16 protein-coding genes and 1 pseudogene are annotated in these 15,836 nt (G+C 72.4%); 14 read left to right on the top strand and 3 right to left on the bottom strand.

Annotated features, from left to right (window positions below; genetic code table 11):
* The 5 genes and pseudogenes from MZTS_RS25010 to merA form a co-directional block, all read left to right on the top strand.
* A partial coding sequence (locus tag MZTS_RS25010) for a Vgb family protein (protein ID WP_484502688.1) occupies positions 1 to 369 on the top strand: 369 nt, incomplete at its 5' end.
* Between the two features lie 85 nt (positions 370 to 454).
* Positions 455 to 832: pseudogene (gene hisI, locus MZTS_RS19045) on the top strand (phosphoribosyl-AMP cyclohydrolase); the annotation flags it as partial.
* A gap of 141 nt (positions 833 to 973) precedes the next feature.
* Positions 974 to 1,378, top strand: a complete 405-nt coding sequence (locus MZTS_RS19040) for a mercuric transporter MerT family protein (RefSeq protein WP_009865694.1) — start codon at positions 974 to 976, stop codon at positions 1,376 to 1,378.
* A 29-nt stretch (positions 1,379 to 1,407) separates the two neighbouring features.
* The gene (locus MZTS_RS19035) at positions 1,408 to 1,746 is read left to right on the top strand and encodes a cation transporter (RefSeq protein ID WP_012752962.1); all 339 of its coding nucleotides are present in this window, start codon (positions 1,408 to 1,410) and stop codon (positions 1,744 to 1,746) included.
* 269 nt (positions 1,747 to 2,015) lie between these two features.
* Positions 2,016 to 3,455 (top strand): mercury(II) reductase, encoded by a 1,440-nt coding sequence (gene merA / locus MZTS_RS19030; protein ID WP_012752963.1) that lies wholly within the window; start codon positions 2,016 to 2,018, stop codon positions 3,453 to 3,455.
* Positions 3,456 to 3,962: 507 nt separating this feature from the next.
* On the opposite strand, the gene mog is transcribed toward merA, so the two are convergent.
* The gene (mog, locus tag MZTS_RS19025; protein WP_009864996.1) at positions 3,963 to 4,502 is read right to left on the bottom strand and encodes a molybdopterin adenylyltransferase; all 540 of its coding nucleotides are present in this window, start codon (positions 4,500 to 4,502) and stop codon (positions 3,963 to 3,965) included.
* A 335-nt stretch (positions 4,503 to 4,837) separates the two neighbouring features.
* On the opposite strand from mog, the gene MZTS_RS19020 reads away from it, so the two are divergent.
* The 9 genes from MZTS_RS19020 (at position 4,838) to MZTS_RS18980 (ending at position 12,809) form a co-directional block, all read left to right on the top strand.
* Positions 4,838 to 5,599, top strand: coding sequence for a DsbA family protein (locus MZTS_RS19020; protein WP_012752965.1), 762 nt, complete (start codon positions 4,838 to 4,840; stop codon positions 5,597 to 5,599).
* An 85-nt stretch (positions 5,600 to 5,684) separates the two neighbouring features.
* On the top strand, positions 5,685 to 6,311 hold the full coding sequence (locus MZTS_RS19015) for a DsbA family protein (protein ID WP_012752966.1): 627 nt from the start codon (positions 5,685 to 5,687) through the stop codon (positions 6,309 to 6,311).
* Between the two features lie 48 nt (positions 6,312 to 6,359).
* On the top strand, positions 6,360 to 8,633 hold the full coding sequence (locus tag MZTS_RS19010) for a heavy metal translocating P-type ATPase (protein ID WP_343068804.1): 2,274 nt from the start codon (positions 6,360 to 6,362) through the stop codon (positions 8,631 to 8,633).
* Positions 8,630 to 9,187 carry a TlpA disulfide reductase family protein gene (locus MZTS_RS19005; protein WP_009863353.1) on the top strand — a complete coding sequence of 186 codons (558 nt, stop codon included), beginning with the start codon at positions 8,630 to 8,632 and terminating at the stop codon, positions 9,185 to 9,187. The genes MZTS_RS19010 and MZTS_RS19005 overlap by 4 nt, the downstream gene beginning before the upstream one ends.
* Complete coding sequence (locus tag MZTS_RS19000) at positions 9,184 to 9,648, top strand: hypothetical protein (protein WP_012752969.1); 465 nt, start codon at positions 9,184 to 9,186, stop codon at positions 9,646 to 9,648. Before MZTS_RS19005 ends, MZTS_RS19000 begins: the two co-directional genes overlap by 4 nt.
* A 43-nt stretch (positions 9,649 to 9,691) precedes the next feature.
* The gene (locus tag MZTS_RS18995; RefSeq protein ID WP_012752970.1) at positions 9,692 to 10,855 is read left to right on the top strand and encodes an ABC transporter permease; all 1,164 of its coding nucleotides are present in this window, start codon (positions 9,692 to 9,694) and stop codon (positions 10,853 to 10,855) included.
* Entirely contained in the window at positions 10,848 to 11,555 is a 708-nt protein-coding gene (locus MZTS_RS18990) for an ABC transporter ATP-binding protein (RefSeq protein WP_012752971.1), read from the top strand. Before MZTS_RS18995 ends, MZTS_RS18990 begins: the two co-directional genes overlap by 8 nt.
* On the top strand, positions 11,548 to 12,288 hold the full coding sequence (locus MZTS_RS18985; protein WP_012752972.1) for a cytochrome c biogenesis CcdA family protein: 741 nt from the start codon (positions 11,548 to 11,550) through the stop codon (positions 12,286 to 12,288). Before MZTS_RS18990 ends, MZTS_RS18985 begins: the two co-directional genes overlap by 8 nt.
* A 119-nt stretch (positions 12,289 to 12,407) precedes the next feature.
* A complete protein-coding gene (locus MZTS_RS18980) occupies positions 12,408 to 12,809 on the top strand; it encodes an ArsR/SmtB family transcription factor (RefSeq protein WP_009865682.1) in 402 nt (133 codons plus the stop codon).
* 163 nt (positions 12,810 to 12,972) lie between these two features.
* Here the strand turns inward: MZTS_RS18980 and MZTS_RS18975 are convergent, their stop codons facing one another.
* Both MZTS_RS18975 and MZTS_RS18970 read right to left on the bottom strand, forming a co-directional pair.
* Complete coding sequence (locus MZTS_RS18975; protein ID WP_012752973.1) at positions 12,973 to 14,352, bottom strand: metallophosphoesterase family protein; 1,380 nt, start codon at positions 14,350 to 14,352, stop codon at positions 12,973 to 12,975.
* Between the two features lie 103 nt (positions 14,353 to 14,455).
* Complete coding sequence (locus tag MZTS_RS18970; protein WP_012752974.1) at positions 14,456 to 15,790, bottom strand: metallophosphoesterase; 1,335 nt, start codon at positions 15,788 to 15,790, stop codon at positions 14,456 to 14,458.
* Between the last annotated feature and the right edge of the window lie 46 nt (positions 15,791 to 15,836).

Here is a 15,836-nt window from a genome sequence, read left to right as displayed (position 1 = left end):
GACGGCGCCCTGTGGTTCACCGAGGCTGCGGCGGATGCCATCGGTCGGATCACGACAGACGGCAGCGTGACCGAGTTTACGCTCGCATCGTGCGCGCCTGGTTCCGTTTCCGAGGACGGCCACCCTGCCCGTTGTACGGGCACGAGGTCTCCCTGCGGCATCGCGGCCAGCAGCGACGCGCTGTGGGTGACGCAGCATTGTGGCGGACGGCTCAGCCGTCTGTCCCCGGGCGGACGGCTCAGCGAGATCGGTCTGGGCGGCCTCAAGGCACCGAACGGGATCGCAGTCGATCCGGACGGCGCCGTCTGGTTCGCCCTCGCCCGCTCGAACGGGATCGGGCGTCACCGGCCCGAGGGCGGCAACCGGTGAGCGACTCTCGGGTCTTCGCCGGGTCGTGGACGGGGCCGCAGGTCCGCCGGCGGCGACCCGGCACGGGCAAGACCGAGGGCGACGCATGTTCCACTCTGGCGAGACCATCGCCCGCGAGGAATGCGCCGCGCTATTGCCACGCTTCGGCGGCGCCGGGCTGCTTCCGGCCGTTGCCACCGACGCGGGCTCCGGCGCCGTCCTGATGCTGGCCTGGATGAAGGCCGCCGCGCTCCACAGGAGCATCGAGACCGGTGAGGCGTGGTTCTGGAGCCGGTCCCGGCAGCGCCTCTGGCACAGGGGCGCGACGAGCGGGCAGGTCCAACACGTCCAGGAGATCCGGGTGGACTGCGGCCAGGACGCGATCTGGCTGAGGGTTCGCCTGGCCGGTCGAGCAGGGTCCTGTCACACCGGCCGCTCCAGCTGCTTCTACCGTCGCGTGGTGACCGGGCCGGACGGGCCGATCCCTCATCCTGGACCCGATCCCACCGGGGCAGCCCGCAGAGCCGTCCCGAGGCCGGAGCGAGGAACACGTGAACGGCCCAAATCAGCGCTTGCACCTGTAGTCGCTACAGGTTGCACAATCCGGACATCGAAAGGATCCCACATGGACAAGTTGGTTGGCACGGCTCCATGCGAGAGCACGGTCGCACCGCGCAGCGAGGCCGAAGGGGACGGGCAGAGGATCGCTGCCGTCGGCGGCATCCTCGCCGCGCTCGGAGCCTCCTCCTGCTGCATCCTGCCCCTCGCACTCTTCAGCCTCGGCGTCAGCGGGGCCTGGATCGGCAACCTGACCGCGCTCGCGCGCTACCAGCCCGTCTTCATCGCCGCGGCGGTGGCGTTCCTTGGCTTCGGGTTCTGGCGGGCCTACCGCCGGCCGGCGGCCTGCGCGGATGCCGGCGCGTGCGCGCGGCCCGGCTCGGGCCGTCTCGCCAGGATCGGGCTGTGGATTGCCGCCGCACTCGTCCTGGCGGCCGTGACCTTCCCCTACACCGCCCCCCTGTTCGTCTGACCCTCACCGTCCTTACCCAGGAGATCACTATGAAGATCTTGCTTCGCGCCCTCATCGCCGGATCGGTCCTGGCGCCGGCCGGTGGCGCCTTCGCCGCCCCGCGCACGGCCATTCTCGACGTCCAGAACGTGAGCTGCGTCACCTGCGCGCCCATCGTCAAGAAGACGTTGTCGCGCCTCGACGGGGTGACCCAGGTCACGGTCGTCGAACGTGGCGGCACGGCCACGGCCACCGTGACCTTCGACGACGACAAGGTCACGGCCGAGGCCCTGTCCGGGGCGGCCACCAACGCCGGGTACCCGTCCTCCGTGAAGGAGGTGAGGAACGCGGCCGCCGACATCACCGGCAGCCCCGCTCAGGCGCGCTGACGAGGCCCGGGACATCATTCTGGCGACCGCCATCTCCTTCGAGCCGGCGCCTGCCCGGCCGCGCCCTGGCGCGCGACGCCCATCCCGGTGGCCGTCCCAGGATCGGGCGGTCTCGCGGCCGGGGCCACCGGGGCCGACGGTGTCCCGGTCCCGCCAATCCTCGTCCTGGGCAGCTCAGCCGGGATCAAGCCCGATCGGTTCAACACCTCCACGCGTCCGGCGGCATCCGAGTGCCGCGGCGCGGACGAACACACACGGAAGCTGAGATCATGAGCGATTGCTGCAGCACCCCGCGCGGGAACAACGGCAGCGGCCCCTACGACCTCGTCGTCGTCGGCGCCGGTTCGGCCGGGTTCTCGGCCGCGATCACGGCCGCCGAGCAGGGCGCACAGGTCGCCCTCATCGGGCACGGCACGTTGGGCGGCAGCTGCGTGAACGTGGGCTGCGTCCCCTCGAAGGCCCTGATCCGGGCCGCGGAGACCGTGCACCATGCCAACACCGCGGGCGGCCGGTTCGCGGGCATCCAGGCCCAGGCTCGGGTGACCGACTGGCGCGCCCAGGTCGCCCAGAAGGACGCCCTGGTGCAGGGCCTGCGCCAGGCGAAGTACGCGGACCTCCTGCCGGCCTACAACAACGTGTCCTACCACGAGGGTCGCGCGCGCCTCGTCGCCGGCGGGGTCGAGGCAGGGGGCCGGCATTTCGCGGCGAATCGCATCCTCATCGCCACGGGCACGCGCCCGGCCATGCCGAACATTCCCGGCCTTGCCGACGCCTCGCCCCTCGACAGCACCGCGGCGCTTGCCCTCACCGAACTTCCGCGCTCGATGATCGTCCTCGGCGGCGGCTACATCGGCGCGGAGCTTGCGCAGACCTTCGCGCGGGTCGGGGTCGCCGTGACGCTCGTCTGCCGCAGCCGGCTCCTGCCCGCGGCGGAGCCGGAGATCGGGGAGGCCCTCGCCGGCTATCTGGCCGGCGAAGGCATCGCCGTTCTGGGCGGCCTGTCCTACGAGGCCGTGGACAGGACGGAGGGTGGCGTGAGCCTTACGTTCTGGCGGGACGGCCGCCGGGAGACCGTCACGGCCGAGCGGATCCTGGCGGCGACCGGGCGCACCGCGAATACCGAGGACCTCGGTCTCGCCGACGCGGGTGTCGCCCAGACGCCGACGGGCGCCATCGTGGTCGACGACCGCATGCGCACCTCGAAGCCGGGCATCTACGCTGCCGGCGACGTCACCGGGAAGGACCAGTTCGTCTACATGGCGGCCTACGGCGCGAAACTGGCCGCCAAGAACGCCCTCAACGGCGACAGCCTGCGCTACGACAACAGGGCGATGCCGGCCGTGGTGTTCACCGACCCTCAGGTCGGAAGCGTCGGCCTCACCGAGGTGCAGGCCCGGGCGGCCGGGTACGACGTGCGCACCTCGGTGCTCACGCTCGACAACGTGCCCCGCGCGCTCGCGGCGCGCGACACGCGCGGGCTGATCAAGCTCGTGGCGGATCGCGCGACCCGGCAGCTGTTGGGAGCGCATATCCTGGCCCCCGAGGGCGCGGACAGCATCCAGACGGCGGCGATGGCCATCCGCGGCGGGCTGACCATCGACGCGCTCGCGGAGACGATCTTCCCATACCTGACCACCGTCGAGGGTCTCAAGCTCGCGGCCCAGACCTTCGACAGGGACGTCAGGAAATTGTCCTGCTGCGCCGGTTAACCGGGATGCCCAGGATCCGCAGGGGGATGTCTTCCGACCTGCAGGCGAGACCGCAGCGTTCTGCCGTCGAGATCAGGCCGGGCGTGCTCCGCCCGGAATGGTCGGCCGCTGTCTCGCCTGGCGCGCGGGCCGCGCTCGCCCGGCGACGGCTGCGCGGTCCAGCTTGATCGAGGCGTAAGCGCGTCCGCTGGAGGCCGATGAGGATCGGCTCTGGCGCGCCGTCCGCCGCCTCTACGCGGCACGGGGACGTCCACCCTGGCGCCATCGCCGCCACGGTGGGCGTCGCCGAGGATCATGCGCGAGCCCGCCTGGGACGCTTGCGGCGGCGGGACCTGATCGGCCTGGAGCCCGCGACGGCGGTCATCCGGTACGCGTACCCGTTCTCACGCGTCGCGACAGGCCACCGGGCCTTGCTCGGTGGGCAGTCCCTCAATGCCCTCTGCGCCATCGATGCCGCCATCGCAAGGAGAGGGGAGAACCGTGGCAGACCGGGCGGTCTCCGGCGGGTTAAGTCGGCCGGAACGCCTGCACCACGGCCGGATCCGTCTCGATACGCGCTGCCCCGATCAGGTCCAGGCAATACGGGATGGCCGGGAATACGGCGAGCAGGCTGACGCGGATGGACGAGGGACGCCCGGGACAGTTCACGATCAGCGCCTTGCCGCGCAGGCCCGCCGTCTGCCGCGACAGGATGGCGGTCGGCACCTGATCCAGGCCGCGCCGCCGCATCAGTTCGCCGAAGCCGGGCATCATCCTGTCGCAGGCGGCCTCGGTACCCTCGGGGGTGAGGTCGCGGGGCGCCGGCCCCGTCCCGCCGGTGGTCAGGACCAGGTCACAGTGCGCGTCGTCCACGAGCCGGATCAGGGCGTCACGCACGCTCTCGACGCCGTCCGGCACGGTGCGCGCGACCGCCTCCCAGGGAGAGGCGAGGATTTCCGCCAGGACGGCATGCATGGCCGGCCCGCTCGCGTCCGCGTAGCCGCCTGAGCTCGCACGGTCCGAGACCGTCAGAATGCCGATCCGCGCCGGGCGGGCCGATGGGGTCATGAGAGGCCGTCTCCAAACTTCAGGTGCGGCAGAGCCTCGTCACGCAGGCGAGCCGCTGGTCGGGCGCGAGGGTACCGCTCCATGGCTCCGGTGCTTCCGTCCGCGTGAACGGCGCCGCCCCTGCGGTATCACCGTCGCCGTCGTTGAACGTGACATCGCGTTTCGGGATCTCCGCATAGGACGGCCTGACACCCCAGGATCGCGCGGCCGGGGTGTGCCGGCGCGCCGCCCGAGCCAGGCGCTTGCCAGACATATCAGCACATGGCAATATGATGAGATGATCGGTACCGCAAGCCCCTCGGTCGGGGCCGGTCGGAAGGAGCCATTCGGCACTCATGATCCCGTTTCGCCTCGCCCTCATCGGGTTGCTCGCCTCCGCTCCGGCCGTCGCTCAGGGTCAGTCCGGCATCCTGAGCGCGGAGCAGCGGCCGGCCATCGAAGCGGTCATCAGGGAGTATCTGCTGAAGAACCCGGACGTGGTTCAGGAGGCCTTGACCGAGCTTGAGCGCCGCCAGCAGGAGGCGCAGAAGGCGACACAAGCTGTCGCACTGCGCGAAGCGCGCGGTAAGCTGGTCAACTCCGCAAACGATTACGTTATCGGCAATCCGGCCGGCGACGTCACGCTCGTGGAGTTTTTCGATTACAATTGCCCGTACTGTCGAAAGGCGAGAAGCGATGTGGACGCCCTGGTCAAGAGCGATCCGAAGCTGCGGGTGGTCCTCAAGGAGTTCCCGGTTCTCGGGGCGGCCTCGACCGACGCCAGCCGCGTCGCAATCGCCGCGAAGCGGGGACTGCCCGCAGGCAAGCTCCGAGAGTTCCATGACAAGCTGATGGAAACGCGAGGCCGCGCCGATGGGGAACGCGCCCTCGCGGTCGCCAAGGACTTCGGGCTCGATCCCGGGAAGCTGCGGAAGGACATGCAGGACGAGGCGGTCGCGACCGTGCTCCGGGAGAATGCCGCCCTGGCCGACCAGCTCGGCATAACGGGGACCCCGGCGTTCGTCCTCAACGACGGCATCATCGCGGGCGCGGTGGGCGTCGAAGCGCTGCAGCGGGCCATCGCGAACATCCGCGAATGCGACAGGGCTTCGTGCTGACCGTCATGCATCCCAGCGCCCGCCAGGCCCCATTCCGCAGACCGGGCGAGCCGCATCCAAGCATCTGCCGAGGAAGCGAATTGCGATGAACCGACGCGGAGCACTTCGGCTGCTGTTGATAGCCTCGGCCTCGGCAACCGTGAAGCCGGCCCTTGCACAAAACGTATCGGCCCGGGAACTCGCCGAGGCGGGGCCGCTCGGGGATGTCGTGCTCGGGTCGCCGGACGCCAGGGTGACGATTGTCGAATACGCGTCCCTGACATGCGGCCATTGTGCGGCATTTCACCGAGAGACGTACCCGGAGCTGAAGCGGCGCTACATCGACACGGGGAAGGTGCGCTTCATCCTGCGCGAGTTTCCGCTGGACCCCCTGGCGACCGCCGGATTCATGCTGGCCCGCTGCAAGGGCCATGCAAGCTATTACCCGGTCACCGATCTACTCTTCGATCATCAGAAGGACTGGGCTTTCACTGCCAAGCCCCTGGACGATCTGCAGGCGATCCTGCGGCAAGCTGGGTTTCAACAAGAAAAATTCGAGTCCTGCCTCAAAGATCAGAAGTTATACGCGTCGGTCAGCGCCGTGAGGCGGCGCGCCACCGAGACCTTCAAGGTGAGTTCAACGCCGACTTTTTTCATCAACGGACAAAGGTACGCTGGGAACCTTTCGATGGAGGACATCGAAAAAATCATCGCCCCCATGCTCGGTTCCTGAGGGGGCGAACCCGTCCGGGCGCTCGTCCCCACCCCTCCGCACGGTTTCGTGAATGGCCCCGAATACCCCTGCCCGCCGCATCGGCGCCCAGAAACACGCGGGTGTGACGCACCGCACGGCGACACCGGATCCGAGCGCCCGGCCGCGGGACCTGCGCGACCCGGGCGGCGCGGTCGCGCTGCGCTTGCCGGAAGCAGGGCCGGCCGGCACCGCACGGGGTGTCGCCCCGATACCGGCCCCGCGCGCGGAGGCCGAGCCATGCTGAGCGAACGACCGGGCCACGACGCCGCCGACGCCCCGGCATGCGGGTGCGGCGACGGCTGCGGCGCCGTTTCGGCCGCGCGCGACCCTGCGCTGCAGAACACGATGGCCAGCTTCTCGGCCGGTCTGCTCGCCGCCTTCGGCGCGACCCTGGGGGCTGTCGTCGGGTTCGTGGTCTTCGCCGAATGGTCCGGTCTCCTGGACCGGCTGTCCGGGTTTGTCGCATGGCCGCTCTGGCTCGCGGCGGTCCTCCTCGGCGGCTACCCGATCTTCCGTTCCGTCCTGCGCGCCGCGTTCAGGCGGCGGGTGACCTCGCACACCCTCATGACGGTCGGCCTCGGCGCCGCCGTGCTCACGGGCGCTTGGCCGGCCGCGATCATCGTCGTGTTCTTCATGCGGCTCGCCGATTACGTCGAGCATTTCACCGCCGAGCGCGCACGCCGCGCCGTCAGGGAGTTGACCAGCCTCGCTCCCGAAAAAGCCCGGGTCGAGCGCCACGGGTCCGAGATCGAAGTGCCGGTCGCCGAGGTGCGGATCGGCGAGACCGTGGTCGTGCGCCCGGGCGAGAAGGTTCCCGTCGACGGCGAGGTCATCGCCGGACAGGCCACCGTGAACCAGGCCTCGATCACCGGCGAGTCGATGCCGGTCGAAGCGGGCCCCGGCGCGCGCGTCTTCGCGGCGAGCTTCGCTCAACTCGGCGCCCTGCGTGTCCGAGCGACCGCCATCGGCGTCGACACGACCTTCGGCCGGGTCATCAAGATGGTCGAGGAGGCCGACCGACACCGCGCCGACGTGCAGCGCATCGCGGACACGTTCGCGACCTGGTACTTGCCCGTCGTCATCGCCGTCGCGACCGCCACCTTCTTCGTGAGTGGAAACGCGCTCGCGACCGCGGCGGTGCTGATGGTGGCCTGCTCCTGTTCGTTCGCGCTGGCCACGCCCGTCGCCATGATCGCGTCGATCGGCAGCGCCGCCCGGCGCGGTCTCCTGATCAAGGGTGGGCGCTACCTGGAGGCTCTCGCCAGGGCCGACGTGGTGCTGCTCGACAAGACCGGCACGCTGACGTTCGGCCGGCCTCGGATCACGGACGTCGTGCCGTTCGATGGATCGGGCGCTCCGGGCGAGGAGCGGTTGCTGAGGATGGCGGCGGGCGCGGAACGCTACTCCGAACATCCCCTGGCCGAGGCGGTGCGAGCGGCGGCGGCCGAACGCCAGCTCTGTCCGGCTGAGCCCGAGCACTTCGAGGCCATGCCCGGCCACGGCGTGCGGGCGCGTATCGCGGGCGCGACGGTCACCGTGGGCGGCAGACGCCTGCTGCCGGAAGGATTTAACATACCGCCGCGGATGGCCGATCTGGAAGCGGCGGGCAAGACGCTCGTGGTCGTGGCCTGCGATGGCAGCCCTGTCGGGGTTCTGGCGGCGACGGACACCGAGCGGCCCGCGGTGCCGGCCGCCCTCGCCGCGCTGCGGGCGCTCGGCATCCGGCATTTCGAGCTGGTGACGGGCGACAACGCTCGCACCGCCGCTGCGCTCGCCGGACCGCTCGGCCTGGGTTACCGCGCCGACCTGTTGCCGGAGGAGAAGATCGCGGTCGTCAAGGAGTACCAGAGCCGCGGGCACGTCGTCGTGATGATCGGCGACGGCGTCAACGACGCACCGGCGCTGGCCCAGGCCGACGTCGGCATCGCGATGGGCGCCGCGGGCAGCGGCGTCGCCCTGGAGGCCTCGCATGTCGCGCTCATGCGCGAGGATTGGACCCTCGTGCCCGAGGTGGTCCGCATCGCGCGGCGCACCATGAGGGCCGTGCGGTTCAACCTCGGCTTCACGGTCGTCTACAACCTGACCGGCCTCAGCCTCGCGGCGTCCGGCCTCCTGCCGCCGACGCTGGCAGCCGCCGCGCAGGCGGGACCCGATTTCGGAATTCTCGCGAACTCGGCCCGCCTCTTACGTCCGAGGTCCGGCGCGCGGCCCGGCGGGGGCGGTCCCGACAAGCCCGGATGCCCGCCACTTCGGCTTGACCAAGACCCAGCCGTGCCGCGCGCGACCGAGGCGCGGGCATGAGCCAGACCCGCATGGAGAGCCTGAAGCGGCCGGCAACCCGGCGCCTGGCGTGGCTGGTCCCCGCTGTCCTGCTCCTCGCCGGCGGGGCGCTCTGGTCGAAGGTCGCCGGCCCCGGTTCCCCCGCCTTGCTGGCGTTCGTGGACGGCGAGGGACATCCGGCTCGCCTGGCGGATTTCCGCGGCCAGGTCGTTCTCGTCAATCTCTGGGCGACTTGGTGCCTGCCCTGCCGCCACGAGATGCCGGCGCTGGACCGTCTGCAAGCCAAGCTCGGCGGGCCGGACTTCCAGGTCGTCGCCCTGTCCGTGGACCGGGGCGGCGCCGCGGTCGTGCGCCGGTTCTACGAAACCGCCGGCGTGCGGCACCTGTCGGTGTTCCTCGACAGCGCGGGAGCCGTCCTGCCGCAGGTCGGGGCCGCGGGGCTGCCGACCACCCTCCTGTTCGACCGGGACGGCCATGAGATCGGCCGCTTCGTCGGGCCGGCGGAATGGGACGGGCCGCGGATCGAGGCCATCCTGAGAAATGCCATCGCCCAACAGAGAGGAAGGACCTCATGAACGCGGCAACACCCCCCTCGCGCACGTCCCGGCTCGCGCTCGCGACGCTCACGGCCGTCGGCATCGCCGTCCTGGGAGGAGCCCTCTGGGCCAACACCCGGGGCGCGACCGGAAACGTCCTCGCTGGGCTGGGCGGCACGCCCCGGCCGCTCCCGCCCGGCGCGCTCCAGGTCGATGACATCGCCGCGGATCCCTTCAACTATAAGGGCGGCATCACGCTGCGCGCGGTCGTCGCCAGAGCCGAGGGCACCAGCCCCCGCAAGTTCGTGGTTGTGGATGCCCGCGAGGCCAAGATCTGCAAATCGACGAACTGCGCGAAGTTCTACCTGCCGGTCAGCGCGGAGACCGCGATGCCGGTTGCGCGCTGGGACGAGGTCGACCTGGAAGGCGAGCTCGTCCAGGGCGACCGGCACCCGTATTTCCGGGTGACCGGCCTGAAGAACCACGGTCAGTTCCAATGACGCGCCCTGGCGGCACGACGGCAGGCTCGGCGGGAGACGCAGCGTGAATCTCGGAACCCTTGTCTGGCGCAATCTCGTCCGCCGGCCCGGCCGCTTCGCGTTCACGCTGGCGGGCGTGGCCGTCGGCATCGCGGCTTTCGTGGCCCTTCTCACGCTCGGCCAGGGCCTGACCCAGGAGATCCGGCGCCAGGCGCAGGGGCTGGGGGCGAACCTCGTCGTCACCCCGAAGGGCTGGTGCGCCTACGAGCAGATCTCGGTTCTCACCGGCGAGCAGTTGCCGGAAGCCATCGCGATGACGGAACTCGCCAAGATCGCGGCGGTGCCGGGGGTGCGGACGGCCGTGCCCTACCTGAACCAGCGCACGGCCTTCCGGAACCGCCCGGTGCCGCTGATCGGCATCCAGCCGACGGCGATGCGGGCGCTCCAAGGCTGGCGCGTGGGCCAGGGACGCTACTTCCAGGGACCCGACGAGGCAGGCGTGGTCATCGGCGCGGCCATCGCCCAGCAGTTCGGGCTGCGGCCGGGGGAGACCTTCACCGTCCGCGGCCGCCCGCTCCCGGTCGTCGGCGTCCTGGACACGACCGGAACCAAGGACGACGTCGCCGCCTTCGCGCCGCTCGCCGTCGTCCAGCGCATCTACGAGACCGAGGGCAAGGTCTCCTTCGTCGCCGTGCAGGTCGACGACCTGGAGCGGGCGGACGAGATCAGCCTGCGCATCCAGGAGGCGGCCAACGTCGCCGTGGTGTCGGACAAGCAGCTCGTGAGCTCGGTCCTCTCCATCGTCGGCACCGTCGGCGCGGCGATGCAGGCGGTCGCCATCGTCGGCGTGGTGGCCGCCGCCTTCGGCATCGCCAACACGCTCATGACGGCCGTCTACGAGCGGCGGCGCGAGATCGGCATCCTGCAGGCCATCGGGGGAACCCGGCGCACGCTGTTCATCGGCTTCCTCCTGGAATCCGGTCTCTACGGCGGGCTCGGAGGGCTGATCGGCCTCGGCCTCGGCGTGCTGGCGGCCTACCGGATCGGGCCGTCCCTTGCCGACAATCCCTTCACGGCGGCCCTGCGCCAATCGCCCACGCCGGCGCTCGACCCCGGGACGATGGCGGGCGTGCTGGCGTTCTCCGTCGCCTTGGCGCTGCTCGCCGGGTTCTATCCGGCTTGGCGCGCGGCGCGGCTCACACCGATGGATGCGATCCGACATGTCTGAGGCAGATGCGCTGGTCCGCTTGGAGAAGGTCTCCCGGGTCTACGGCCGCGGCGAGGCGGCGGCGGTGGCCCTGGACGAGGCGTCGCTCGCGATCAAGCGGCGCAGTTGGGTCGCGGTCGTCGGGCCCTCCGGCCATGGCAAGAGCACGCTGCTGCACCTGATGGGCGGCCTCGACCGCTCGACGAGCGGGAAGGTCCATCTCGATGGGGAGGAGTTGTCCCGCCTGAGCGCACGCCGCCTCGCCGCGGTGAGAGCGCGCAAGATCGGCTTCGTGTTCCAGTTCTTCAATCTGCTGCCGCACCTGACCGCGCTCGAAAACGTTCAGACCGCCCTCTGGTTCGGCGGCTGGCCCGCGTCCCGGGCACGCGGCAAGGGGCTCGACCTCCTGGACCAAGTGGGGCTCGCCGACCGGGCCGGCCATCTGCCGGGCCAGCTCTCCGGGGGCCAGCAACAACGCGTCGCCCTGGCCCGGGCGCTCGCCAACGACCCGGATCTCCTGCTTCTCGACGAACCGACCGGGAACCTGGACTCGACCGCCGAGGCGGACGTCCTCGACCGGCTGGCCGCGCTTCACCGCCACGGACGGACCCTCGTCATGGTGACCCACAGCCCGGCCGTGGCCGCGAGGGCGCAGCGGCTCGTCAACGTCCGCGACGGCCGGATCGCGTCGGACGCGGCCGTGGAGCGCGCCGGTGCCTGAGGTCTCGACGGCGGGTCTGCTGACCGCTTTTGCCGGCGGCGCGGTCTCGTTCCTGTCCCCGTGCGTGCTGCCGCTGGTGCCGGGTTACGTTTCCTTCGTGGCTGGCCGGTCACTCGCCGGCCAAGCCAGGAGCGGCGCGCGAGCCGGTCCGGCCGTCCGCGCGCTCCCCCTCGGGCTGTGTTTCGTGCTCGGCTTCTCGACCGTGTTCGTCCTTCTGGGCGCCGGCGCCACGGCGCTGGGCCGGCTCGTCCTGTCCTACCGGTCTGAGGCCGGCATCATCGGCGGCGCCGTCATCCTCCTCTTCGGCCTGGTGACGACGGGCGTCCTGCGGCTCCCGGCCCTGCAACGCGACCTGCGCTACCACGGGGCGCTTGCCGGCGGCGGGCCCGGCGGGGCCTACCTCCTCGGCCTGGCCTTCGCCTTCGGCTGGACACCCTGCATCGGACCCGTGCTCGGGTCGATCCTCGCCGTGACCACCGTCACCGCCGGCGCGGGCGGCCTGGTGTTGCTCGCCGCCTACTCGCTCGGGCTCGGGCTGCCGTTCCTGCTGGCCACGCTGTTCACCGACCGGCTGCTCGGCCTCGGGCGGGGCCTCGGCCGGTTCGGGCGGCTCCTCAATCTCGCGGCCGGAGGGGTGATGATCGGCATGGGGCTCGCCATGATGACGGGCCGCCTGACCGAGATCGGCTCCTGGCTGCTGGAAACCTGGCCAGCCCTCGGCCGGATCGGCTGACGAGGCGCGCTTGTGCGGCTCCACATGGTGGAGACCCGGCATCGACGCGCCGCACGGGCTGGCCGGGCTGGGGATCGAGAGGCGTCGCGCCACATATCAGCGAATGACGATGTCCAAGCATGGCTGAAGACCAGACCCTCCTGCCCGGGCGGCGTGCTCGACCCCAGCGCAGCGCTGCGCCGGCGGCCCTGCGCCGGAAGGCCGAACACATGGCCAAGCTCTGCCGCGGCCTGTCCGATCCCTCGCGCCTCGTCATCCTGGAGGCGCTGCGCCCCGGGGCGCTGAGCGTGTCGGAGATCGTGCAGGCCACGGGGCTGACGCAGTCGAACGTCTCGAACCACCTGGGCTGCCTGTACGATTGCGGGCTGGTCCTGCGCGAGCAGGAGGGGCGCTTCGTGCGCTACCGCCTCAGCGACCCGCGCGTCGAGAGCCTGCTACGCCTCACCGAGGAGCTCGTGGCCGACACCGCCCGGGGCGTGGTGGCCTGCACGGAGATCGGGTGCGGCGGCGGCTCTTGCTAGCCGTAGCCACCGACCGGGCATGGGCCCACGTGGCGGGTCCCGGGCCGCAACCCGGAACCCGGGCGCCGCGGTTCCGGCCCGGGCGGGCGCCCGTCCCGTCATCGGGTGACCACGCCGGATCCTGTCGGCCGATGGCGCCGGAACCGGTGTAGGGGAGCCGGGCTCACGTGGGAGCTCGGGTGGGGCCCGCATGGCAACCGCGGCCGTCAGGCCGTGCTGATGGGCCCCGGTACCGCCCCGGTGTGGGGTTCGCCACGACGCGGGTCCGGCCCAGCCTGTAGTCGGCGCGGCTCGGGACGTGACCGTGGACCCAGAGGCTCGGGGCGCCCCAGCCGCTCATCAGCGGTTCGAGGTCGGAGACGAGGGCGGCGGCGACCCACTCGTCGCCGAGCCAGCCGGGCCAATCCGCGGCCAGGGAGCGGCGCGACGGGGCATGGTGGGTCAACACCACGGCGCGGTCCCCGCGCGCGACGCCGGTGACGACGGACGTCGCGGTCGCCCGGAAGCCGACCTCCTGGTAGGCGATGGAGCCGAGCGCGTCCTCCAGGTAGGCGCGCGAGCGGGCGTGGGCCCCGGCGGCGTCCGGTGGCGACCAGTCACGGCCGGCGCGCAGGCGGATGCGGCGGGCATCCGGCCAGTGATGCCGGGCATACCCTCGCGCGAGGCGGGCGCGGGCCGGCCCATGCAGGGCCCAGTCCGTCCACAAGGTTGCGCCGACCACGTGCACGCCGCGGCCGTGGCCGTCGTCGAGGCGTACGCAGGCGTCCGAGAGGAGATGGAGACCGAGCTCCCGCGCCAGGGCGCGGCCCCGGGCGAGCGCCTCGACCATGGGGACGTCGGACCAGTACTCCGCGTTGCCCGGCACCATCACCACGGGCCGGCTTCCCTGGCGCCCGTCCAGCGCCCGGGCGAGCCAAGCCAACGCGGCCTCGATGCCGGTGCAGACGTCGCCGGCGACGAGCAGCGCGTCGAACTCCGGCAGAGGGTGCGGAAGCTCGTAGGGCGCCCGATCGACCCGCAGGTCCGAGAGGATCCACAGGCGCATCCCCGCGGGCGTCCCGCCGCCGCCGGGCCCGCGCGCGGTCTCCGGCGCCCGACCGGCGTGCCCGGGGCCCACCGGCAACGGCGGGCGCGCGGGGAGCGGGCCCGGCCGGCCCCGCGGGGGCGTTTCCAGCGCGGGCGCAGGGGGCGGCGCCGTCAGCGGGCTCGTCCCGAGCGACCCCCGGCCGCGCTCCCGCACGCGCGGCACGGCCTCGGCAGCCGGGCGCGACCGGCGGACCAAGCCGCCGCGTCGGCGCAACGCCTGGATCGCGACGCCGTCCGGGGGCGGCAGAACCGGCGCCGGCCGCGGGAATTCCGGGGCCTCGGGGTTCGAGGCCCGCGCCGTGCCGACCGTGCCGAGCGCCGACGCGGCCGCCGCATCGGCCGCGAGCCGGCGCGGCGAGGCAGCGTCGCGCCCCTCCGGGACAGGTCCCGCGCACAGGCCGCGCGGAAGCCGCCTCGGGACGACCGGGCGCGCGAGGTTGGGCGGGATCTTCGTCATCGGGCTCCCGGGGAAAGGGGGTGAAGGACGCGCGGGGGCAGGGCGGCGCGCCCGCCGGACGCGGGGCATGCGGAACCGCCGTCGATCCGCGGGCTTGGCGGCGTCAGACCTCCACGACCAGGGCCGGGTCGAAGGCGGGATTCTCGCCGCCGTAGCCCTTCGGATTGCAGAGCACCCGCGTCTCGCCGAGCCGGTAGTCCATCGACGCGTGGGTGTGGCCGTGCACCCAGAGGGTCGGGCCGGCTTGCTCGACGAAGGCGTCGAGCCGCGAGGCGAAAGCCGGGTTGAGGGGCTTGCCTCGGAAGGCGGGCGCGACGGAGCGGGCGCTCGGCGCGTGGTGGGTCACCACGACGTGCGGCCGACGCGGCGCGGCCGCGGGAGCGGCCAGTGCGCCCTCCAGGTAGGCCCGCGAGACCCGGTGGACGGCGAGCGCCTCCTCCGGCCGGAAGCGCATCCACCGGGGCTTGGTCTGGAAGCTGATCAGCCGATGGTCGTTCATGCCCCGGCGGGCATCCTCCATGGAGGCGGCGCGCAGGTCGGGGCCGTCGAGGTCGTAGTCGGTCCAGAGCGTGCATCCCGAGAAGGGGACGCCGCCGATCACGACGGTGTCGTCCTCCAGCAGGTGCACGCCGAGGTTCGCGGCGACCGCCCGCCCGCGCGCGAGCTCCTCGACGAAGGTCCGCCGATAGAATTCATGGTTCCCGGCCACGCACACCACCGGCATGTGCGGGCGGATGACGTGCGCGAGCCAGGTGACGCTCTCGACCAGGCCCTCCCGAACGTCGCCGGCCACGACCGCCACGTCGGCGTCCGGGATCTCGGCGGGCGTCCAGGGCAGGCCGACGTCGCGGTGCAGGTCAGACAGGATCCAGAGGCGCAAGCCGCGTTCCTTTCCGGCGGGGGGACGGGACCGGTCGCCGCGCCCTTCCGGCGCGGCGCGGGCGGGAGCGCCCGCGGCGGCCCCCGGTGCTCGGTCCCCGGGCGGGGGCGCCCAGGCGTCCCAGGACGCGGCGAGCCGGGCGAGGTGGGGCTCGCCCGGGCGACGCTCGCCGAGCCGGCGCAGGGCGTGCGCGAGCAGCGCCGCGGCGGCCGGCTCGCCCCGCAGCGCCTGCGCGAGGAGCGCGCTCGCGACGAGGTCCGTCAGGCGGCTCTCCGGGCCGCAGACCCGCAGGACCGTGACCGCGACGCGGGTCAGGGCGGCGGCGTCGCCGTCGAGGGCCTCGCCCCAGGAGCGATGGCGGGTGGGCGGCGCGCAGGTCCGGAGCGTGGCCAGCAGCGCCTCGGCCGTGGCCGGCCGGAGCCCGGTCGCGGGCACCACGCGCCAGAGGCGGAGGATGGCCGGGCCTTGCCGCGCCCGGACGTCCGGGCCGGTGGCGCGGCGGGCGCCGGCAGGGGCGGCGTGCCCCTGTCCGGCGGGGCAAGTCGGGGACTCCGTCATGGGCGGCGGCTCCAGGCGAGGGGAGGGTGCGCCTCCGGCGCACGGC

Origin of the sequence: Methylorubrum zatmanii (assembly GCF_014845115.1) — a bacterium.
GTDB classification, from domain to species: Bacteria; Pseudomonadota; Alphaproteobacteria; order Rhizobiales; family Beijerinckiaceae; genus Methylobacterium; species Methylobacterium zatmanii.
This window is presented reverse-complemented; position numbering and strand designations above follow the sequence as displayed.